We start from the raw sequence: 23,416 nt of genomic DNA, 5'->3' as shown, positions 1-23,416 counted from the left end.
GTTCCTTATCGTTCGGGAAGCTTTTTGATTTTACATCGCTGATGTAGTTTTTAAAAGCGCCGTTCATTTGCTCATATAAATTAGAATACTGGCGTAAAAAACGCGGCTTAAAATCGTTGTTGATACCCAGCATATCATGTATTACCAAAACCTGGCCATCGCATTGGCCGGCACCTATACCTATAATAGGTATTTGTACACTTTGGCTAACTTCTGTTGCCAGTTTGGCCGGTATTTTTTCAAGTACAATGGCAAAGCAGCCAAGCTCCTGTAACTTAAGCGCATCTTCACGCAGTTTCTGGGCCTCAACTTCTTCCTTGGCGCGTACGGTATAGGTGCCAAATTTATAGATAGATTGCGGCGTTAAGCCTAAGTGGCCCATTACCGGGATGCCCGCTGTAAGTATACGGCTGATAGATTCGGCTATTTCTACGCCTCCTTCCATTTTAACGGCATGCGCACCAGACTCTTTCATGATCCGGATAGACGAGTTAAGCGCCTCTTTGGAATTACCCTGGTATGATCCGAAAGGTAAATCGACAACAACCAAGGCGCGTTTGGCCGCACGGACCACTGATGATGCATGGTAGATCATCTGGTCGAGCGTTATCGGCAGCGTGGTTTCGTGCCCGGCCATCACGTTTGAGGCCGAATCACCCACCAGGATGATGTCCATACCGGCTTCATCTACAATGGTAGCCATCGAGTAATCGTAGGCGGTAAGCATGGCAATTTTTTCGCCACGGTTTTTCATCTCCTGCAGAATGTGCGTGGTGATCCTTTTTACTTCTTTGTTTACAGACATAGTTAAATGTGTTAAAGAAAGCGCAAAGGTAATTTTTTTTATTTCGGATTTCGGATGTTCAATTTCGGATTTAGTAAGGCTAAATGAAGGTTAATTCAAAATAAAAATTCTAAAATAAAAAAATCCGAAATCCCAATTCCGAAATCCGAAATATTCTTGTACTTTTGCACCGTGAATCCGGAAGTTCCTTACTTCAATATTTCTATCAGTTTTCACGGGGCTTTGAACCAGGCGATCCGATTTAATAATCCATTCAATTTTTTTGCTAAATGACGCACTTCACCAAATTACCGGCAGTACTTTTATTGGCTGATGGCACCGTATTTTACGGTAAAGCCGCTGGAAAGATAGGTACTACTACCGGCGAGATCTGTTTTAACACAGGGATGACCGGCTACCAGGAAATTTTTACCGACCCATCCTACTTTGGGCAAATAATGGTTGCAACCAATGCGCACATTGGTAATTATGGCATAGCCGATATCGAAGTTGAATCGGGTAATATCCAGATTGCAGGTTTGGTTTGTAAAAACTATAACATTGCTTACAGCCGTAAGCAAGCTAACGAATCTATCCAGGATTACTTCCAGGCACAAAATATTGTGGGCATCAGCGATGTGGATACCCGCCAGATAGTACGCCATATCCGCGATAAGGGAGCCATGAACGCAATCATCTCATCAGAGATATTGGATATCGAAGAATTGAAAGCCAAACTGGCCGAAGTGCCTTCGATGGACGGGCTGGAGTTATCGTCGCAGGTATCAACCACCGAAACTTATACTTTTGGTAACGAAGATGCCGCCTACCGTGTAGCAGTACTTGATTTGGGTGTAAAGAAAAACATCCTTCGCAATTTTGATGATCGTGATGTTTACGCCAAAGTTTTCCCGGCAAAAACTACTTATGCCGAAATGGAAAATGACTTTGCTCCAAACGGTTATTTTATATCAAATGGACCCGGCGATCCGTCGGCCATGCCTTACGCTATTGATACGGTAAAAGAAATTTTAGCTGCTGATAAACCGATGTTTGGTATTTGCTTAGGCCACCAGTTGCTGGCTTTGGCTAACGATATCCCAACCAAAAAAATGTTTAACGGTCACCGTGGCTTAAACCACCCGGTAAAAAACATCATCATTAACCATTGCGAGGTAACATCGCAAAATCATGGTTTTGGTGTGATACCAGAAGCTGTACGCGCATCTGATAAAGTAGAAATTACCCACGTGAACCTTAACGATCAATCGATAGAAGGTATCCGTGTAAAAGATAAAAAAGCATTCTCGGTACAATACCACCCGGAGTCATCTCCTGGCCCGCATGATTCAAGGTATTTGTTTGATGATTTTATCAACCTGATGAAATAATTCTTTTCAATTTGAAAATTTGAGAATTTGAAGATTTTTGAAAGCCTTTTGAGTGAGAAACTTGAAAGGCTTTTTTGCTGAATTTATGAGCTAATAATCAACCTATGCAAAGTTTTGAAAGGGTTTGGCTTAAGATGATTCAAGCGGGCATTGCTACGCTTCTACTGGTGTACCAATAGCTACCGCGGGCAGTGTAAACATAAACTCGGTACCTACTCCCGGCTGACTGGTTACCCATATTTTGCCGTGGCATTTTTCAACCAGGTCCTTACAAAACAGCATGCCCATGCCGGTGCCCGATTCATTTTTGGTTCCAACCTTACTGTTTACCTTGCCTTTAAACAGCTTATCGCGCTGATCGGCAGGCATGCCTACACCGGTGTCCTTTACCTTTACAATAATCCTTTTGTTATCTTCCATCGTTGCCGAAATCTCTATCGTATCACCCTCACGGCAAAATTTCAGCGCATTGGTGATCAGGTTACGGATAACGATGCGGACGGAGTTTGGATCGGCCCAGGCAGATAAATTGGCAGGGATGCCATCCAACAGGGTAATACCTTTTAATTCGGCTTGCTCATGATAGGTTTCAATTTCTAAACTTACCAGCTCTTTTATCGAAAAGTTTTTTACCGATGCTTCAAAGTTTTCCATCTGGCTATTTATCCAGAACAGTAGGGTATCCAGGAAATCAGAGGTGTATTCCAGTTTTTTTAATACGCCGGGTATCATTTCCAGCAATTCCTCGTGGCTGATGCTATCATCCTGCAACAAGCTGAACAGGCCGCGTAGTGTGCTTAGCGGAGCCCGCAGGTCATGCGCTAAAATGGATATCAGCCGGTCTTTTAAAACATTTAAATCGTTCAGTTTTTCGGCCTGGTCGTCAATATTGGTTTTTTGTTTCAATATCTCGCTGTTACGGTCCTCAAGCAATGCGTTAATTTTTTGTTGTTTTCGTTTTTGCCGGTAATAAATACCCACGGTTACAATCATCCCCACAATGATGATAGAAAATATGGCATTAACCAGCCGCTGGCTTTTTATTTTCTGTTGATATATCAGGTCGCGTTCACGTTGCTGCTGGGCAAGCTGGCGCTTCTTTTCGGCAAAGCCCAATTCATAGTTATATGATGTCAGCTTTTGAATGCTTTCATTATCGTTAATTTGATTTTTAAGGTTGATGTATTCATTTAACATCCGGTTGGCGTCCTCAAATTTGCCAAGACCGGCCATTGCTTTGTTAAGTTGTAAAGCAGAGTTTGAGCGTACCGATATATTGCCAAGCTTAATGGCCTGTGCCTGGCCATCCACGGCGTATTTGTAGGCATTTGTATAATCGCCTAACAAGTTATACACGGTGGCATAACCATTTAAAGCATAGGCCTGGTTATACACAATCTTGTATTTTTGGGCTATCCGTAATGATGTATCCAGGTATGATTTGGCAAGCGGAATTTGATTTTTATGTGCATAACACATGCCCAGATCTGTATAAACCGAACTTAAGCCGTCTTTATCATCCTGCTGTTTGGCGGTTTTTAATGATTTTGATAAATACACGATAGCTTCATCATACTTATGTTGGGCAAGCAGCACTTCGCCAATATTTTCATTAATAGTACCAACAGCCTGTTTGTTGTTGGTGGCCTCAAATACCTGTATGGCCTTTTTAAAATATTCAAGCGCGTTCGGGAACACCTCCATATTTTGCAATACCACCCCAATATCATTATAAATTTCGGCTGATGTTGTTACATAGTTGTTTTTTAAAGCGATAAAAAGACCCTTGTAGTAAAAGTCGAGCGCATTTGAAAGCTGGCCCTTGCTAAAGTAAGTTATCCCTATGTTTTTATAACAATCTGTTAAAGTAGGTTCGTCCTGGTTGCGCAGGCAAATCAGGCGGGCTTTATCTAAATAGGCTAACGCAAGTTTGTATTCGGCCAATTGGTTATACATCCGCCCGTAGGAGATGTATGCTTTGCTAAGGCCTTTATCATTATGTAAGCTTTTGAATATGGCTATCGCTTCGTCAAAATTCTGTTTTGCTTGCTTGGAGTTGCCTTTAAAATAATTTACGTGCCCTGTTTCCAGCAAGCCATCCGCTATGCCTTCGAGGTATTTAATTTTGCGCGATAGCTCAACGCCTTTTTTGCCATAATAGTAAGCGCTATCAGGGTTCGATTTAAAATAGCCCGATGCTATTTTATTGAGTTTATTAATAGTAGCGGTGTCTGGATTTTTTTGATATGCAGACGCGGGCAACAACAGGTTTTTAATACTGTCAACTTCGGGATGCAATTTAGCAAATGCCGGAAGGCTTAAGAATATAAAAAAGACCGCCGATATTAACCCCCGTGTACCATGATTACCTGCAATATGTTTTTTAAATCTCAAGATCAGTAAATAGTTAATGCTTTATACGAAACAAACGGCTTAATTGGTTTGATTTATTTTAATTAATAAATATAGGGTATTTTAGTAGTGGGCTTAATTAATTCACTTTAATTAATTTTAATGCTTTAAAAGGAGCAATGAAAAAGAATATCGACCTCAACTTAAATGCTGACGAAAAGGCAGTACTTAAAAGCCAAAAAATAAAGATAAATGCGCTGGCCGGCTACGCTCCTGATGAAATAGCGGCTATCCTGAAAGCTTCGCCCCAAAGGGCTAAAGAGATTTCTGCGCTGATGGAATTTCAAAGTATCCCATCGTTGGGCATTAACTTTGCATCCGAGCTTATTGAACAGGGCTACTATTCATTAAAGCAGCTTGAAGGTAAAGATCCAGTTGAGCTGTACAACGCATTTGAAAAGCACTGCGGCACCTGGGCCGACCCCTGCGTTGAGGACTCGTACCGTTTATTGGCCCATTATATTTTACACCGCGACGATAGTAAGCGGTGGTGGCATTTCACGGCCGAACGCAAAGCCTACCGCACCCAACACGGCTTCCCTGCCGACAGGCCAACGCGCCCCTGGTACGATTTACCACAATACCCTAAAATGAAACAGTATGCCGATAGCCTGAACAAAGATACAGCTACTGTTAAGTTGTAATTACGTAGTTGCAAGCCCTAAGTCTTGTCGAAAAATCTTTATCCCTAAATGACTTAGAGTTTGAGACTTTCGACTTAAGCTCTAAGTCATTTCAGGACAAGACAGTTTTATCTTAATTCTTGACTCTTATTTCTTGACTCTTTTTTTAATTGTTATTTTTATTTGGATTTATTCTAAATAAGGATTTACTTTGCTCTTGTTCAATGCAGATCAGAGTTCAACTTTTAAAAGAATATTGCATAATGAAGAAGATTTTTTGCCTTTCAATACTGTTCGTTACATTTCAAACCACTTTAATCAAAGCCCAAGCGAAACCGGAGCAGGATAGGAAGGCTATATTGGCCCTGGGTGGCTTTTACAAAGTAACCTTTGACTATGCCGAGACCTTTTCGCCCGATACGGCTTATAAAAACCATGCTCCATATCATGCTGTAGGGTACGAATGGGCGGTAGTGGAGCGGGTATCGCCCAGAAAAATAGTGATCCAGCATATCCTGGTTACCGGCGATTCGTCGGTTATTAAGCACTGGCGCGAAGACTGGGTTTATGAAGAAACTAACCTGCTCAATTTTGATAAAAGCAACTCCTGGAAAAAAGCAAAACTAAATCCTGCTGATGCAAAAGGGCGTTGGGTGCAAAAGGTTTACCAGGTTGATGATAGCCCGCGATATGAAAGCATAGGTACCTGGCTACATGTTGATGGCCGCCACGAATGGCAATCAACATGCGATTCGCCCTTGCCGCGCCGCGAGTTTACCAAACGCAGCGATTATAATGTATTACGCCGGGGCAACCGCATTTATTTAACAGATAAAGGCTGGATGTTTGAGCAGGACAATCAAAAGATAATCCGCAGCGAAAACAGTGACAAGCTGCTGGCCCGCGAGAAAGGCTACGAGGAATTTACTAAAGCAGACGAAAATAAATTTGCCTTTGCCCAAAAATGGTGGGCAAGCCAGCAGCCCTATTGGACAGCCGTTCGGCAGGTGTGGGACGATGTTTATGCCCAACCGGACGCCCTTAAATTAAAAGGAAAAGTTGATGGCAAGCTGTTGTTTGAACGGTTGTTTGAATTGGCAGACCAGTCTGTTAAAGAAAAATGGACGCCGGAGCAAAGTAAAACTGCTGCCCGCAAAGTAATTGAGGTATACGTTGAAAAAACAGTTTAAAATATAAAGTCCTGCTCTGTAGTAATAAACGCCGTGATGGCTTTTTTACAGGGCAGGCACAAATTAAATCAGCTACCTATGTGCGACGCAAAAGTTTTGAGCCAGGTTGGGGCATCGGTTATTAGCCGGTGCCAGGAGTGCCGTTGTATTTTCATCTGGAATAATAATCTTATCCTGAGCTTTACGCCCGAGCAGTTTATACAATTCCGGGATTTTACGATCGAGCTTAATTTTGAGAATTATACCTTCCCCTTTCCCGACGGGCAGGAACGTATGGTAATGCGTACCCCGGTAAATGATGTACAGTTCACCTTCAGCAGTGATGAATGGGAAGATTTTCATGCCGCCATGGAAGAAGCCGCTTACATGCAGGAAGTATACAGCCTGATGGAAGGAGGGGAGTAGATGTGCAAATGATTTGAAAATTTGAGAATTTGAAGATTTGAAAATGAAAAAATCGAAAATAATGAATTAGCAAATCCGAAATGGAAATTCCGAAATCCGAAATCAAAGGTTACACCAGTACGTCCACTTAACTACCAGCTGGCGGTTTTTAACGGTATAGGGCGATGGAATGGAGTTATCCCCATAAACAATAAAAAAATCTGATGCCGGTTTGTAGCGCCATTGCAGGCGTACGTTGGTATTGATGTTTTTTACCTGGCCGTTGTATTGTACATAAGTGGTAAAATATAGGGTGTTGCTTAAGGTGATATCTGCCTTTGGGCCAATCAGCCAAAATTGGGTATCGCCATAAGGCTGGGGCAGGCGCAAATCATTAAATGAGGAGTTTACAAACAGGTTAACATAAGGCTGAAAGCGGTAGCCCAGTTGCGCAATCAGGCTGGTGCGGTATCCATCGTAATAACCGCCGTGTAGGCCCTCTAACAAATAGGTGAATAAGGCCTGCGGCTTTGATGCAAATTGCGCATCAACCGTGTTCCAATGATGTTGCGAGCCGATAGGCAGCGGTGTTTTGCCTGTATTGGTAGGATCAAAAGGCACCAATAATTTGATATAGGTATCAATGCCCGATACCGTAAATGTACTTTTGTTACGCAGCGTCATGATATAGGCTAAGGTGCTTTCATTGTCGGTGCGCTTAAAGTTTTCGTCAAAATAATAGTTGCTGGTTAACTGAATGCCATGGATAAGTACATCGCCGCCCTTGGGGAAAAAATTATGTAATATCAGCGGGCTAATTTTATTATAGCCAACCCTGGGTACGTAGCCAACCCCCGCAGTATAGTTTTTGCCAACATACTCATCCTGTAAATAGGCCGTCCAGTATTTGCTTAGGTACTGCACGTGGGCTGCTGCTACCAGGTCGTGCCCCTTAAGGCCGGGTGTAAATGATTTTAGGCCTAAAAGCTTGCCGGTCCATAAATTGCTTGGCGAGGCCAGGTTGTACTCCACCCCAAAGTTACGGTTATAGGCATTGCCCGGGGTTGATGTCCCTGTAGCATCCTTATTGATAAACATAAAGCCGATGTTTGAACGGCCAAAAACGCGGCGCTGAAGCGTGAGCACGCCATAGTTTTGGGCAGGGGTAAGGGCATCGTTTGATGTTCCGGTTTGTATATCCATCAACCCAACACGCCAGTCTTTATCCAGTTTGCCGGTAAGCCTGGTGCCAAACCTAATGGGGGCATTAAGCCCAATCCTGCGCGAAAAAAACGGCCTTATATCGGCGTAGCCGAAATTGGCAAACAGGTCGCCGTTCTCTAAAAAAAATTGCCTCTTCTCGGGGAAAAACAGTTCGTACCTGTTCAAATTAACCACTTGCTGGTCTACATCAACCTGCGAAAAATCGGGGTTAACGGTAAGGTCGAGGTTAAGGGACGAGGTAAGGCCAATTTTGGCGTCGCCGCCTATTTCTTTTTTCCAGTCGGTTTTGGTTCCGGCGCTATAATCTTTTGAGATGCCGGTGAGCGCGTAAGGAATAATAGAAATGTTGGTGCCGGCATCGGGCGGCAAATCGTCCCAAACCAGCAATCCGGTATAAGCCAGCGAGGCGGTAGGGAACTGCCTTGGTACCGGTGCCCAGCTCGATTTTTCGGTCGTTATCAGGTCGTTGCGGCTAAAGTTGATACCCCATTGGCCAACACCTTTTTTATAACGGATACTTTTAAAGGGAATGGCTGCTTCAAACACCCACTTATCAGGATAGTTTTTTACTACCGATATCCATTTGTTATCCCAGCTCAGGTCAACCTTGCCACCCTCGTACATGGTACCATCCCATTGAGCGCCGGCGGCGTTGGCGCCAAAGCTAAAGCCATCTGTACGGGCATCAAATGGGTCGAGAAAAAATATAAAATTATCGTTCTTTTGAAAAGCGAAATCGCGCTTCAGCGATTCAACCATGTATTCGCCCGGCCCGGCAGTGTAACAAACGGCAATAATGTACAGGTTGTTGTTATCAAAAGTCATCCGCACTTCGGTGGGTACTTTGGCCCGGCTGGTATCCATGGGCGTTACCATAAAAAAGTTGGTAGCCGAATCGGCATTATGCCAGGCCTCGTCCATAACGCCATCTATAGTGATGGGCGCCGTGGTTTTACGAATATGATATTGAAAAGCCGAGTTCTTTTTTTGCGCCAATGCAGCAAATGGCACCCAAGATAAAACCAACAATAATGATATAATTTGAAAGGGCGACAGGTGTTTGCTTGGCTTCAACAGATTTTGGTTTTGTTTGGAAATGCTTAAACACAAACCAGCCTGCATTTTACCGCAGGCTGGTATATTTTTCCGAAAGATAATAATTAAGAGAGAAGAATTAACGTAGAAATAATTTCCTTTTCAATTACCACAAGAGCTTTCTGTCTTGACTCTTGATTCTTTTTTACAAGTTAACTATCATCGCCTTGCCAGCATATTTAACCACTTTATCGGCTTTCGCGGTAACCTCCACATCCGAGCCGTGTGCCCCTTTAACCAACACAATGTTAAATGTGCGGTTTTTCAGCATGCCCTTAAAATGGCCTTTGGTATCAGATATGGTTAGTTTACGGGCTTTATCATTCCAGGTAAAGTTAGTAGTGGCAAAAGCGCCTTTTTCGTAATTGTAGTTTTCGTTTTCGTCTTCGTACAACTTAAAGGTACCATCGGCACCAGGGTAAATCCTTAGCTCGATGTTATTGGCTGGTTTTTCGGTAGCGTACTCCATGTGCGGGCCCATTGGGATGATAGAGCCAGCTTTTACATAAAGCGGCAATATTTCGATTGGTGCGGCAGCGCTGATGGTTTGGCCACCTTCAAGCACTTCGCCAGTCCAAAAGTTGTACCATTTGGTTGCAGCGGGCAGGTAAACCTGGCGGGCTTTGGCTTTTTTATCAGCATTGGCCGATGTATACAATTGCTCGGTAACCGGGTTAACCATCAATGCCGGGCCAAACATAAACTGGTCTGGTATATTGTAAACTTTATCATCGTTCCTGAAATCGAAGGCAAGTGAGCGCATCATGGTATAGTTATCGAGGGTGGTGCGGCCGGCTAACGAGTAGATATAAGGCAACAAACGATAACGCAATTTATCAAAGTTCAGCAGAATGGCTTTAGTATTGTCGTCCCAGTTGTTGCTGAACAAAGCACGTTCCCCTTTACCGTGAATCCTGAAAATGGGGCTGAAAGCGCCAAACTGGAACCAGCGGGTAAACAGCTCGCGTTTATCCGGCTGCGACCAGTCGGCCGCTTTCCAATGCCAATGGTAACCACCAATATCAGATGTCCAGTAGGCAAGCCCCGATGCGCAGGCATTAATTCCCTGCGGAACCTGGTTTTTGAAATCTTTAAAGGTACACTCAATATCGCCGGACCATAAAGTAGCCGCATTGCGCTGCTCGCCTGCAAATGACTGCCTTACCAAAAAGAATGCGCGTTTGCCCGGAATATCCCTGCGCCAGCCTTCATAAACGCCTTTGGTATGTTGTAACGAGTAGGTGTTAAAATAGTCGATCCCCTTGCCTATGCTGAAATTGCTTTGACGGCGGGCATCCTGCAAAGCGCCATTATCAGGCTCGCACTGGTCAATCCACCAGGCATCAAAACCGTAGCGTTTTACCAGGCTATCACGCGCCTGGTCCCAATACAATTCGCGGGCTTTAGGGTTATGGGCATCGTAATAGGTATCAAAAGTGTGGGTAACCACGTTATCCCAGGTAATGTCGGTTAAGCCGCCCATTTTTTCCAACGCATCGTAGTTGGGGGTACCTTTGCCAAATACCGGCCATATCGAGATCATGGCATGGATGTTTGCCTTGTGCAGTTCATCAACCATTTGTTTTGGGTGAGGGTAACGCTCGGGCTTCATCACGTGCGAGCCAATTGGCAATGGATCCCAGTAATACCAGTCCTGTACAATTACGTCAACCGGGATGTGGTTATCGCGGTATTTATCTTTCACAGTCAATATTTCTTTTTCGCTCATGTACCTGTCTTGTGATTGGAAAAGCCCGAAAGCCCACTTGCCAAACATTGGCGCACGGCCGGTTGCAGTACGATACGAATCGATAATATGATCAAAAGAAGGGCCGTAGAAGAAGAAGTAATCTACCTGTTTACCGCTTTCGGATACGTATTTAAATTTGGTATTATCAGCCTCGGCGCCATAAAAGTTTGATGCCGAATAGTTGTCCCAAAGCAAGCCATAACCTTTGGTTGATAACAATACAGGGATGGCGCCGGTAAGGTACTTGATAAGCAACTCCTGGTTGCGGCCTTTATAGTTGATGGATAAAGAATCCAACGGGTGGCAGCCTAAACCGTAAAGCGCCTCGTTTACCGGCGATGTAAATTGTGTGCTTACATTATAGGTACTGATGCCGGCAATAGTTGCGGGTGTTATCGTTTTATTTTCGCTGTCTTCGGCGGTAATTACGTTGCCTTTTAAATCGGTATAAGTGATGGCGTTGGTGGCCTTGTTCACTATAACTTTCATTTTTGCCGTGGTAATGATTACCTCGGTTTTAGTTGCTGTTACCTGGTAGGCAGTAGGTGTTTTCCAGCTGTTAACCACCACCAGGGATGGCTTGGTTTCAAAGGCGTCAAAAATGGTATATTTTACTTCGATAATATCGGCACTGCGCACAAGCACCTTCATCAGGCCTTTATCTAAAGAAAAGGTAACGCCATCGGTCCCTTTTTTAAAGGATTTAACGGTGGCGTTTGCATTAAGTGTGGCCATAGCGCCTGCCAGCAAAATAAACAATGCAATCGATTGTTTTATTTTTGCATTTAAGGTGGGTAACATTTTAAACATATTGAACAGCAGTAAATTAGTTTATAATAAGTGTAGGAATAACACCTGTTTTGAAAACGTGAATATAGGTACTTTTTTTAATTGAAGAAAAAATATTTGCAGTAAGGCGAAGACTCACCCGCCAGCCCCGCCGTTGGCGGACGGCACCCTCTCTCCCATTATGCCTGTAGTCTCCAGACTACAGGCATAATGGGAGAGAGGGTATTAAAGTAATGTTGTTCTTCATCGCGTTGGACTGAACTACTGTAGTTTTAAACTACAGGCATATTGGCTCGAAATCAGAGACTTCGAACAGCGGAGGGTATTTGTTGATAGCTAAAACATTTTAGCATTTGTGATGCCGATGGAGGTGCCAGACATAAATATTCAGCTATTCAAGCCCCTCTTTACGCGCAGCGAAGAGAGGGTGACGAGCGCAGCGATGTCGGGTGAGTATTAACCCGCGTTCAAAGCCGATATCTGTTGGTAGCTAAAACATTTTAGCATTCTTGATAGCTATGCTGAGTTTTTAACTCAATCGTATAAGCAGGCTCAAAGCTTCTGCAAACACCACGTAGTCATGCACCGAAGGTTTTGTACATTGGTTGTTTTTATCGGCTCGTAAAGCGTACCGTTTAACGCAAAGCCGTAGCGCAGCAGGATCTGTTCATCTACCAGGAAACGTTCAGAGCCGTCGGGGAGCAGGAAACGGTTATTGTTATCAACAGGCTTCACCAGGTTTTCAATCCCGATATCTGATGCCAGCCTGGCAAAAAAGTAACCGCCGGGTTTAAGCACCCGCCAAAGCGAGTGTACCATGTTGTCGAAGTGTTCGATGCTTTTTGCAAAATGTAAAACCGCGCTGCAAATCACCAGGTCGAAAGTGTTATCGGGATAAGGCAGGTCTTCAACACCCGATACCGCGAAGTTTGACAGGGGATTAGCCGGCGCTAACGTGGCCGATAATTGCTTAACCGCATCAACAGCCGCCTCGCTTTGATCAACTCCGTAAACGTCAAACCCGTTTTGTAAAAAGTAAACCAGGTTTCGGCCGCCGCCGCAGCCGGCATCCAATACGGTTTTGCAGTCATCAAACCGGCCTTTCAATAACTGATCGAACAGGTAAATATCAATATTGCCAAACGTTTGCTGAAGCTGATTTTGCATGGCGAAAATTAAGAATAATATGAAAATTACTTAACTTTAATTATGGCTACAGATATGTCAATCTTCATGCAGTTTATGCGTGGTTTTTTACTGCCATTGCCCGGTGTTACCGAAAAAATGTGCTTTGAAGATCCGGCCTTTTATGTAAATAGTAAAATTTTCACCAGTGTAAAATTAGGAAAAGAGCTTTTGGGTATCCACACCACCGAACGTGAAAAGTGGATGGAGCGCGATCCTCACACATTCTTTATTACTCCGCATTATCTCAATTACAAATACATGCTAATATGCCTTGAAACGGTATCTCCGGATGACGTGAAAAACCTGTTGATAACCGCCTATCTTGCCCGGGCAACAAAAAAACTGGTAAAGGAATATGAAGCAATGATATCAGCCGGGTAAATACTGCTTTTAGCTTAACTTGTTACCAAAACACAACGCCGATTTAGCGTTAAAACAACTACTTTTGCCTACCTACTTGACTATATGATAAAATTGTACCTGAGCTGCTTTCTCGTCCTCGCTATAACTATAAATGCCGCCGCCCAAACTCAAAAAACGGTAACAAAAGATACAACACACCTTAAAACCGCAATTGTGCGTGGTTACCTGAGCGAACAGCCTGTGTTAAGTGTGCCCGCTTCGGTAAGTGTATTGGGTGCTGCACAACTAAAATTACAGCCCGATAATTCATTTGTTACGGCGTTAAACACGGTTCCGGGTATCCGGGCCGAGGAGCGGTCGCCGGGGAGCTACCGTTTATCCATCCGCGGGAGCCTGTTACGGTCGCCGTTTGGGGTTAGGGACGTAAAAATTTATTTTGATGAAATTCCCTTAACGGATGCCGGGGGCAATACTTACCTGAATGCTATTGATATAGGCAGCATAGGCAGTATCGAAATACTAAAAGGCCCCGATGGCAGTTTGTTCGGTGCCAACTCGGGCGGAGTAGTTCTGCTAAGTTCCATTAACCGCTATAATGATAGTAGTTACTTAACGGCGGGCGTAAATACCGGCAGCTATGGCTTATTCCATGAAAAGGTTACGCTTCAGCAGCGGTCGGGGGCAAATTTGCTTAATATCAGCCAAAGTTTTCAAACCTATCATGGTTACCGGCAACATAGCGATACGCACCGCAATTATATTCAACTTGCTGATAAATGGAACTATAGCGGTAAAAATGAGTTAAAAGTGCTGGGTTTATACTCCAACCTGGCCTACCAAACGCCGGGAGGTTTAAACCTGGTGCAGTTTACCGCCAACCCTACTTTGGCACGCCAGCCAACACCTACTTTGCCGGGTGCAATACAACAGCAAATTGGTATTACCACTAAACTGTATTTAGGCGGATTGAGCAACGAATACCATTTAAGCGACAGGATCAGGAACGTACTATCTGTTTTTGGCAGCCATGTTGATTTTGCCAACCCATTTATTACCAATTATGAGCAGCGCAGCGAGAATACTTATGGTTTGCGTACTTATTTTGAACTGGCCGGCAATCACCAGGAAAACCTGGACTGGAAAGCCGACCTGGGGATAGAGTGGCAACAAACCAATTCACAGATCAGCAATTACGGCAATAAAAAGGGGGTAAAGGATACTACCCAAACCAGCGATAACATTCATACCAATCAGCATTTTATTTTTGGACGGTACTCGGCAGATATATTTAAACGCCTGCACGCAGAAGCCGCGCTGAGCCTGAATTGGTACGATTATGATTTTAAAAATATTTACCCGCTTAACCAAAGCGGTTTTACCAACCGTAATTTTACGCCGCAGTTAATGCCAAGGCTGGCCTTAAGCTATCAGCTTACCAATAACTTCATCTGGCGGGCATCAGTAAGCCGCGGCTACTCTACACCAACCACTGCCGAGGTGCGGCCTACCGATAATATTGTAAATACCAGCCTGCAAGCCCAAACCGGCTGGAACTATGAAACCGGTTTCCGCCTGCGCAACCAGGACGAGACTTTGCTGCTTGATGCATCCGTGTTTTATTACCGCATCAGCAATGCCATTGTACGCCGTTTAAATGCCGACGAGACGGAGCACTACATTAATGCCGGTGGTACCAATCAGCCTGGTTTTGAGCTGTCATTTACGGATTGGATCATCCGCCAGAATAGTACTCATTTTATCCGCGGTCTGCAGTTTAATGAATCATATACTTACAGTGGGTTTACTTTCCGCGATTACACGGTTACCAGCACCAGCTATTCGGGCAACAGGTTAACGGGGGTGCCAAGGCATGTGTTTGTATCCAGCCTACAGCTCAAATTCCCGGCAGATCTTTCGTTGTTTGCGCAACATAACTACACTTCAAAAATTCCGCTGAATGATGCAAATACGGTATACGCCGGGCATTATAACCTGTTACAGGCCAGGGTTAGCTGGCAACCGACAATCGGTCGTAAAACACGGTTAGAGATTTTTGCTGCCGCGGATAACATCCTGAACCAAAAATACAGCCTCGGCAATGATTTAAATGCAGTAGGGAACAGGTATTATAATGCTTCGTCCTTAAGGAATTATAATGTGGGGATGAATATCAGGCTGTGATTTCACCGATGGAAGATGATTTCGTGGTTTTTGTCTGAACTCGGATTAAACAGATTTGTCAGATTTTTTGGATTTTGATTTTGCGCGGTCATGCATGGCAATTCTGGTAATCCTTTAATCCTAAAAATCACGGTTCAGATGAAATCCGTGTTTTTTATCTGAACCATGAATTCTCAGGTAATTTTAAAAAATTGGTTCGCGTAACGAATTCAGAACATTTTCAAATCCTCAAATTTTCAAATCTTCAAATAATTCATCTGCACATCTGAAATCTGCACATCCGGCAGCTTAAATGATCCCCATCCTGTTAGAATCGAATTTGATGAGTACGAAAAGGAGGATGGTAAAACTTAATAAGGATGAGCCGCCGTAACTTATGAATGGTAGTGGAATACCTATAACGGGTACTATCCCTATCGTCATCCCAATATTGATCACTACGTGAAAAAAGAGCACCGATGCCACGCCATAACCATAGATGCGCGAAAATGGCGATCGCTGTCGCTCGGCAATAAAGATAACCCGGAGAATGAGGAAAATATAAAGGCCTAATAATGCAAGTGAGCCCGCAAAACCCCATTCCTCACCTATGGTGCAAAAAATAAAATCGGTACTTTGTTCAGGCACAAACGAGTATTTGGTTTGGGTGCCATGTAAATAGCCCTTACCCCACATTTTACCCGAGCCTATGGCAATTTTTGATTGGTTTACATTATACCCTTTGCCCCGTAAATCGGTAGTGATGCCCAAAATGATGTTGATACGGTCTGTTTGGTGGGGTTTTAATACACTGGTGTAGATGAATTTTACGCTGAAAATAAAGGTGATGGAGATAGCAAGCCCTATCAGCATCGTACTGATGAGTTTGCGGTTACGCCTGAATAAAAAGATAACCAGGGCAGTAAAGGCCACCAGGGCAATGACGATATGCAGGGGATTAAACAGCAGGGCCACCACAAAAAGCGTAATCAGCAAACCGGTTACGATGAGAAAGTACGGTGATAAGCCTTCCCGGTAGAGTACAAAGATAAGCGAACAAAATACCAGTGTTGAGCCTGTATCCGGCTGCAGCATAATCAACATCATCGGTAAGCCAATGATAGCTCCCGCCGCCATAAATGATTTTGGATCGGTAACGCGGATATTCGGCCCGCTCAGGTACCGGGCCAATAACAGGCATGTAGCAAATTTGGCAAACTCCGCCGGTTGTAGCCTGAAACCCCCACCAATGTTTATCCAGGCCCGGTTACCGCCAACATTACGGCCAACAACCAGTACAACAATTAACAAAAGTACTGTTACAACATAGAAAGCCGGAGACAGGGCACTGAAAAAGCGACTTTCTAATAGCAGGATGATCATGCCAATTACTACAGCCACAATGATGTATATAAATTGCTTGCCATAATTGGTGGCGCCATCTATTATACTTGGATGCCTTTCATCAAAAACGGCAGCATGAATGTTGAACCAGCCTATGGTACACAGGATAAGGTATAGGAACACCGTAACCCAATCAACATTAAAAAAGAAGCTGCGCTGATTTGTATTGTTGTTGTTCATGCTATTTGCCAGCCCCCCTGCCTGCTAATAAATTGCCCCAGCTATTCGGTTTGTTATTGTTTGCCGTTTTTAAACGTGCTGCCTTTTTTATGGAATCGGCCTTGAATTTTTTTATCGAGTCGGCTTTTACCGCGCGGATACTATCGCGCATGCGTTCCTTCTTCAAGTCCATGGCGTAAAGTGTCAAATCGGGCATGCGGTTGGCATTGGCAAAATAATCAACCGTAATGCCCGATTCGCGTGGTGATATTTTGCCGCGTAAATATTTTTCGACAATAAAACTGGCAATAGGGGCGGCCCAGTGCGCACCCTCGCCCGAGTTTTCTACAACAACAGCAATGGCTATTTTAGGGTTCTCGCGGGGCGCAAAGGCCACAAACACTGAGTTAGCCTCGCCGCGCGGATTTTGCGCAGTACCCGTTTTACCGCACATGATAATGCCCGGAATTTTTGACCGGCGGGCGGTTCCATCTTCCACCACAGCCTGCATTCCGTTAATAACCGGCTCAAAGTATTGTGAATCTATACCCACATAGTTTCTTTTGGTATACTCGGCCTTAATTACGTTTTCGGTACCAATGGCTTTAATAAGGTGTGGTTTGTAAAAAAAACCATGGTTGGCAATGGTACACTCCAGGTTGGCCATTTGTAATGGGGTTGCCAATAGCTCGCCCTGGCCTATAGCTAAAGAAATGATGGTGCTGGCACGCCATCCACCTTTTTTATAAACGTTGTCGTAATGTAGGGGCGTTGGCACGTTTCCGCGACTTTCGGCAGGCATATCAAGGTCCAGCCGGGCGCCCAAACCAAATTTCATCACGTTGGCCCTCCATTTTGTAAATTCGGCTTCGGTATATTTTGCTCCGCTGCGTTCCAATATCCGTTGAAACACCATCGAAAAATAACCATTGCATGATTCGGCTACGGCCCTGCCCATGTTAACTGAACCGTGAGCTTCGCCATTGTTACATGGTACCAGCCGGTTGCCAGCCCTGTAATGCCCGGTACAATAATAAGTTTCGGAAGGGGAGATGATGTTTTCCTGTAAAGCTATCAAAGCGCTTAACGGCTTAAATGATGAGCCTGGCGGATACTGAGCCTGTATAGGCCTGATGAAAAACGGCTTATACGGATTATTATACATTTTAGCAGCGTTGTTACCACGCTCGCGCCCAACCATCAGGTTAGGGTCGTAACTCGGGCTGCTTACATAGGCCAGTATCTCGCCGCTTGATGGTTCAATCGCTACAATACTGCCCAGCTTATTTTGCATCAGCTGCTCGCCGAGTTTTTGTAATTCGATATCTAACGAGGAGGTTAGCCGCTCGCCCGTGCGGGCCACCGTATCAAAAGCGCCATTGGCGAAAGAGCCTTTTTGTGCCCCACGCGAATCAACCATCATGTTTTTAACACCACGCTGTCCGCGTAAAACATTTTCGTAAGCTTTCTCCACACCGGTTATACCAATATAATCGCCCAGTCGATAATAACCGTTTGAGCGTTTGATATCGCGGTCCTGTGCCTCACCAATGTAACCTAAAAATTGCGCTGCAACCGAATCGGGATAAGTACGTACTGTACGGGGTAATGCATAAAAGCCGGTAAAGTCGTTTATTTTTTCCTGTATCGAAGCAAAGCGTTCGGCCGATATTTGTTTTTCAAAAGGGGAGTCTTTATTAGGCGAATATTTAATGGCCTTTATCCAGCGCTTGTTAAAGCCGTCCTTATCAATGCCCAACAGGTTACAAAATGCAACGGTATCAAAGGGTTTTACATCTTTGGGTGTTACCATGATATCGTAAATAGGCACATTTTGTACCAGTATTTTGCCATTCCTATCTAAAATAGGACCGCGGGCAGGATATTGGATAAAACTACGGATAACGTTTTTGGTAGCGTAAATAGCGTAGCGGTCGTCAACTATCTGGATATAGTAAAGCCTGGCCAGCAGCGTTAAAATTATAGCTACAAAAATACCGGTGATGACGTAGCGACGCTCGAAAAAATTATTCATTTACGTTCTTTCCTTTTGAAAAATAGCAGGCCCGAAACAAGTATCAAAAATACCGTAAATATTGAACTTAAAACAACACGGCTTAGTGTGTATTGTATTTCAGAAAACCGGAATACTTCCAGGGTTAGCAGGAAAAAATGATGGGCAAAAGTAAGTATCACCGCATAAGTGAAAAACCACCTGAACCCCATAATGCTCAGGGTTGGTTCAGGCTCGTTGTCAAACCCTTCTTTTTGCACGGTTATGTTGATGAAAAGGATGCGAACAAGTGCCAGCACAACGCAGGCCGAAGCATGCAGGCCGGGCGTATCATAAAAGGCATCTACCGTAAGTCCTAACAGGAATGATAATACAAACAGCAGCACATTCGGTATTTCGAAAGGCAGCAGCAGTATAAAAAGGATATAAAAGTACGGGGTAGACAGGTTGTAAAAAGTGATGTTTTTAAGCAGGAATGCCTGCATAAACACCAATAACAGAAAGCGGATTACATTGATGATGATAGTGCGGCCCATTATTTAATTGCTGCGGCCTCCAGTCCGGCTTGTTCCTGTGCGTATTTGTTAACTACCACGTATATGTATTGCAGTTTGGTAAAATCAACTGATAGGCCAACCTCTACATTAAGCAGCAAGCCGCCTTCTTTGGCATGCAGGTTGGTTACCTTACCAAAAGGGATCCCCGTTGGGAAAAGCGAATAACCCGATGTTACTACCATTTCGCCCATGGTGGGTTTGGCATCATTTTGCAGGCTTAGCAAACCCTTACGCGGATTAAGATCGTTTCCCCATATAAATGAGCCAACAGATTTATCTTTTACCAGCATAGCGCTAAACTGGCTTTTTGAATGCAGCAATGATTTTACAATAGCATAGTGGTCTGTTACGTCGGCTATCATACCCACCACACCGGCGCCGCAAATTACACCCATATCTTTGGTTATGCCATCCCTGCTGCCCTTGTTTATGGTGATGTAATTATTGGATTGATTGGTTGAGTTATTGATAACACGCGCTACCAGGTAAGTGTACTGTTGTTTGTAAACAGTATCAGTAACTTTATGCTCTTCGGTAGTATCAACATAAAATGATGTTTTAAGCATTCCCCGTAACCTTGCGTTTTCACGTGCAAGGCTGTCGTTTACATCCTTTAAAGATAAATATCCCTTAAACTCGCTTACCTGCCCGAATAAACTGCCGGTAACCTGGTTTTGCGAACTGATAAAAGTAGCCTTTTGAAAAGAGTTGTATTTGATGTAGATAAGCAACGCGCTCACCTCAAAAATCAGGAATAAAAAAAACGCGTTATACTTAGTGATAAATATCAAGAGGTTACGCATCGGCTTTTCAGATTGGAGATAGAATCAAGAGTCAAGAATTAAGAGTCAAGATAAAAAAAACAAACGTAGCTGTCTTAATTCCTGACTCTTAATTCTTGATTCTCCTTTACTGCATTAAAAATTTAAAATTACCTATGTTTTTAAGGGCGGTTCCTGTGCCACGTACTACGGCGCGTAGTGGGTCTTCGGCTACGTGAACTGGTAGTTTGGTTTTGGCTGCCACACGTTTATCAAGGCCGCGCAATAGGGCACCACCACCGGTTAGGTAAATACCAGTCTGGTAAATATCTGCCGAAAGTTCGGGCGGGGTAATTTCCAGCGCTTTTAATATCGCTTCTTCTATTTTGGAGATAGATTTATCAAGGCAATGTGCAATTTCGGTATACGATACCATGATCTGTTTTGGCACGCCGGTCATCAAATCACGACCTTGTACTGCAAAATCAGCCGGTGGATCTGCCAGCTCGGGCAGTGCTGCACCAACTTCAATTTTAATTTTCTCGGCAGTACGGTCGCCAATCATGATGTTGTGCTGCCTGCGGATGTATTGAACAATATCCGAGTCGAAGTTATCACCTGCAACGCGGATTGACTGATCGCAAACGATACCCGATAAAGCGATAACCGCAATTTCGGTAGTACCACCACCAATATCAATGATCATGTTGCCCATAGGCTCTTCCACATCAATACCAATACCTACCGCGGCAGCCATTGGCTCATGTATCAGGTAAACCTCTTTGGCGCCTGCAATCTCGGCCGAGTCGCGCACCGCGCGTTTCTCAACCTCGGTAATACCCGATGGGATACAGATAACCATACGTAACGATGGGAAGAACCATCCTTTACCCTGGTTTATCATWTTGATCATACCGCGTATCATGTGTTCGGCAGMGTTAAAGTCGGCAATTACACCATCTTTAAGCGGGCGAACGGTACGGATATTATCATGTGTTTTACCCTCCATTTGCATGGCCTGGCGCCCAATGGCAATAACCTTGTTGGTAGTCCTGTCGAACGCCACGATGGACGGTTCGTCAACAACAACTTTATCATTATGTATAATGAGGGTATTGGCAGTACCCAAATCAATAGCAATTTCCTGTGTAAAAAAGTTAAATAAACCCATCTAATGTTTCCCTTGAAATAATCTGCAAAGTTTATAAAAATACGCTTAATAAAATTACATACTTGCAATTAAAAGCGTTAAAAATTAATATTTATTGTTTAGGAAGTTGATTTAGTTGGATTGGGTTGATTATGTTGATTAAGTTAAATACACTCCGCACTTTTCTTAACCACTCACCTAATCAACTCAATCAACCATTCACTTTTTTTTCAAACATTAATGCTTAAAATGACGCACTCCTGTTGTCACCATCGAGATGTTTTTTTCATCGCACATGGCTACAGATAGTTTATCGTTTATTGATCCGCCTGGTTGTAGTACCGCGGTAACGCCCGCTTCGGCAGCCAGTTCCACACAATCAGGGAACGGGAAAAACGCGTCGGACGCCATTACTGCACCATTCAGATCGAAGCCGAAGCTATTGGCTTTAATAACCGCCTGCTTCAATGAATCAACCCTTGAGGTTTGCCCAACGCCACTTGACATCAGCTGCCCATTTTTGGCAAATATGATGGTGTTTGATTTGGTATGTTTTACTACTTTATTGGCAAAAAACAAATCTTTCAATTCCTGCTCTGTTGGTTTGCGGTTGGTAACCGGGGTCATTTGTGCCGGGCCTTCAATAACCGCGTCTTTATCCTGCTCAATAACACCGTTTAGCAAGGTTTTAAACTGCTTAACCGGTAATTCAACCGGTTGGCGAACTAAAATAATGCGGTTCTTTTTAGCCTGTAATATTTGTACTGCTTCGTCTGTATAGGCAGGTGCAATCAGCACTTCGTAAAATATCTTGTCAATCTCGGTAGCGGTAGCGGCGTCTATCTCATCGTTAGCGATAATTACACCACCAAAAGCCGAAACCGGATCGCAAGCCAATGAATCAACCCAAGCCTGGTGAATGGTGCTACGTGATGCTATCCCGCAGGCATTGGTATGTTTTAATATGGCGATGGTTGGCTCGCCGGTAAATTCGTCAATTAACGCAACGGCGGCGTCAACATCTACCAGGTTGTTGTATGAAAGCTCTTTACCGTTCAGTTTGTTAAACATGGCATCCAGGTTACCATAAAATGTACCTTTCTGGTGCGGGTTTTCGCCGTAACGTAAGGTTTGGCTGGTAAGGATGCTTTGCTTAAACACAGGCAGCGGCTCTTCCTGGTTAAAGTATTGGAAAATGTGTGTATCGTAGTTTGAAGTAATGTTGAATGCCTTTTGCGCAAATGATTTACGCTGATCGATAGTGGTAACGCCATCCTGTGTTTTCAGGATGTCTTCCAGTATGCCGTAGTCGTCTTTTGAAGCAACGATGGTAACATCTTTAAAGTTTTTTGCACCGGCACGAATCAGGGAAATACCACCGATATCAATTTTTTCGATCACATCTTCGGCACCTGCGCCAGATTGTACAGTTTCTTCAAACGGATAAAGATCTACGATAACCAAATCCAACTCAGGGATTTCGTATTCGGCCAGTTGTTTTTCATCGCTATCAAAGCTGCGGCGGGCCAAAATGCCACCAAACACCTTAGGGTGCAGGGTTTTAACACGACCGCCTAATATAGACGGGTACGAGGTAAGGTCTTCAACTGGTATCACATTTACCCCTAAATTGCGGATAAAGGTTTCGGTACCACCGGTAGAATATATATTAACACCAAGGCGATTTAACTCGAGAATTATTGGCTCTAAATTGTCTTTGTAGTAAACAGAAATTAAAGCGTTTTTTATTTGAACAGACTGGCTCATTTACAGTGATTTTTTGAGCCGCAAAGGTAGTGAATTAGTAGCAAGTAGTTAGCATAAAAATAGTATTAAGTATCAAGTATCAAGTATCAAGTATCAAGACAAAAGAAAAAATATCGTATAAAATTACTGATTCAGACAGTACCTTAAGGAAAGTATTTTGCTATGCTAATACCTTAGCTTTAATGGTTAAATATCTTTCAGAGTAAACCCGAAACAATCTTGATACTTGATACTAACTACTTGATACTAAA

At 43.7% G+C, this 23,416-nt stretch carries 17 protein-coding genes; 6 read left to right on the top strand and 11 right to left on the bottom strand.

Annotated features, from left to right (window positions below):
* Positions 1-805 (bottom strand): 3-methyl-2-oxobutanoate hydroxymethyltransferase (panB, locus tag AC1DV1_RS26665; protein WP_477366144.1); only part of this gene is annotated, 805 nt, incomplete at its 3' end.
* Positions 806-1,074: 269 nt separating this feature from the next.
* Here panB and carA point away from each other — a divergent pair.
* Complete coding sequence (carA, locus tag AC1DV1_RS26660) at positions 1,075-2,175, top strand: glutamine-hydrolyzing carbamoyl-phosphate synthase small subunit (protein WP_477366141.1); 1,101 nt, start codon at positions 1,075-1,077, stop codon at positions 2,173-2,175.
* A 153-nt stretch (positions 2,176-2,328) separates the two neighbouring features.
* Here the strand turns inward: carA and AC1DV1_RS26655 are convergent, their stop codons facing one another.
* Positions 2,329-4,569, bottom strand: a complete 2,241-nt coding sequence (locus AC1DV1_RS26655; RefSeq protein WP_477366138.1) for a tetratricopeptide repeat-containing sensor histidine kinase — start codon at positions 4,567-4,569, stop codon at positions 2,329-2,331.
* A 137-nt stretch (positions 4,570-4,706) separates the two neighbouring features.
* Between AC1DV1_RS26655 and AC1DV1_RS26650 the strand changes: the two genes are divergently transcribed.
* From AC1DV1_RS26650 to AC1DV1_RS26640, 3 genes are all read left to right on the top strand, one after another.
* Entirely contained in the window at positions 4,707-5,231 is a 525-nt protein-coding gene (locus tag AC1DV1_RS26650) for a helix-hairpin-helix domain-containing protein (protein WP_477366135.1), read from the top strand.
* A 242-nt stretch (positions 5,232-5,473) separates the two neighbouring features.
* Positions 5,474-6,400, top strand: a complete 927-nt coding sequence (locus tag AC1DV1_RS26645) for a DUF6607 family protein (protein WP_477366132.1) — start codon at positions 5,474-5,476, stop codon at positions 6,398-6,400.
* Between the two features lie 78 nt (positions 6,401-6,478).
* Positions 6,479-6,805 carry a DUF6686 family protein gene (locus AC1DV1_RS26640; protein ID WP_477366129.1) on the top strand — a complete coding sequence of 109 codons (327 nt, stop codon included), beginning with the start codon at positions 6,479-6,481 and terminating at the stop codon, positions 6,803-6,805.
* A 102-nt stretch (positions 6,806-6,907) separates the two neighbouring features.
* On the opposite strand, the gene AC1DV1_RS26635 is transcribed toward AC1DV1_RS26640, so the two are convergent.
* From AC1DV1_RS26635 to AC1DV1_RS26625, 3 genes are all read right to left on the bottom strand, one after another.
* Complete coding sequence (locus AC1DV1_RS26635; RefSeq protein WP_477366126.1) at positions 6,908-9,082, bottom strand: carbohydrate binding family 9 domain-containing protein; 2,175 nt, start codon at positions 9,080-9,082, stop codon at positions 6,908-6,910.
* Positions 9,083-9,248: 166 nt separating this feature from the next.
* Positions 9,249-11,654 (bottom strand): glycoside hydrolase family 31 protein, encoded by a 2,406-nt coding sequence (locus AC1DV1_RS26630; protein ID WP_477366123.1) that lies wholly within the window; start codon positions 11,652-11,654, stop codon positions 9,249-9,251.
* Positions 11,655-12,194: 540 nt separating this feature from the next.
* A complete protein-coding gene (locus AC1DV1_RS26625) occupies positions 12,195-12,809 on the bottom strand; it encodes a class I SAM-dependent methyltransferase (RefSeq protein WP_477366120.1) in 615 nt (204 codons plus the stop codon).
* Positions 12,810-12,851: 42 nt separating this feature from the next.
* On the opposite strand from AC1DV1_RS26625, the gene AC1DV1_RS26620 reads away from it, so the two are divergent.
* Both AC1DV1_RS26620 and AC1DV1_RS26615 read left to right on the top strand, forming a co-directional pair.
* Positions 12,852-13,211: an MmcQ/YjbR family DNA-binding protein gene (locus AC1DV1_RS26620; RefSeq protein WP_477366117.1), complete on the top strand. Its 360-nt coding sequence runs from the start codon at positions 12,852-12,854 to the stop codon at positions 13,209-13,211.
* An 84-nt stretch (positions 13,212-13,295) separates the two neighbouring features.
* Positions 13,296-15,374: a TonB-dependent receptor gene (locus tag AC1DV1_RS26615; RefSeq protein WP_477366114.1), complete on the top strand. Its 2,079-nt coding sequence runs from the start codon at positions 13,296-13,298 to the stop codon at positions 15,372-15,374.
* 288 nt (positions 15,375-15,662) lie between these two features.
* Here AC1DV1_RS26615 and rodA read toward each other — a convergent pair whose 3' ends face one another.
* The 6 genes from rodA to purH form a co-directional block, all read right to left on the bottom strand.
* On the bottom strand, positions 15,663-16,937 hold the full coding sequence (gene rodA, locus AC1DV1_RS26610) for a rod shape-determining protein RodA (protein ID WP_477366111.1): 1,275 nt from the start codon (positions 16,935-16,937) through the stop codon (positions 15,663-15,665).
* A 1-nt stretch (position 16,938) separates the two neighbouring features.
* Positions 16,939-18,951 carry a penicillin-binding protein 2 gene (gene mrdA, locus AC1DV1_RS26605; protein WP_477366108.1) on the bottom strand — a complete coding sequence of 671 codons (2,013 nt, stop codon included), beginning with the start codon at positions 18,949-18,951 and terminating at the stop codon, positions 16,939-16,941.
* Positions 18,948-19,466, bottom strand: coding sequence for a rod shape-determining protein MreD (locus AC1DV1_RS26600; RefSeq protein ID WP_147052586.1), 519 nt, complete (start codon positions 19,464-19,466; stop codon positions 18,948-18,950). Before AC1DV1_RS26600 ends, mrdA begins: the two co-directional genes overlap by 4 nt.
* On the bottom strand, positions 19,466-20,290 hold the full coding sequence (mreC, locus tag AC1DV1_RS26595) for a rod shape-determining protein MreC (RefSeq protein WP_477366105.1): 825 nt from the start codon (positions 20,288-20,290) through the stop codon (positions 19,466-19,468). Before mreC ends, AC1DV1_RS26600 begins: the two co-directional genes overlap by 1 nt.
* Positions 20,291-20,396: 106 nt before the next feature.
* On the bottom strand, positions 20,397-21,419 hold the full coding sequence (locus AC1DV1_RS26590; RefSeq protein WP_477366102.1) for a rod shape-determining protein: 1,023 nt from the start codon (positions 21,417-21,419) through the stop codon (positions 20,397-20,399).
* 216 nt (positions 21,420-21,635) lie between these two features.
* A complete protein-coding gene (purH, locus tag AC1DV1_RS26585) occupies positions 21,636-23,165 on the bottom strand; it encodes a bifunctional phosphoribosylaminoimidazolecarboxamide formyltransferase/IMP cyclohydrolase (protein ID WP_477366099.1) in 1,530 nt (509 codons plus the stop codon).
* Positions 23,166-23,416: the final 251 nt, after the last annotated feature.

The sequence above is a fragment of the Mucilaginibacter sp. P4_D1 genome (assembly GCF_056401935.1).
Note: the sequence above shows the minus strand (reverse complement) of the source record. Positions and strands in the feature narration are given on the sequence as shown.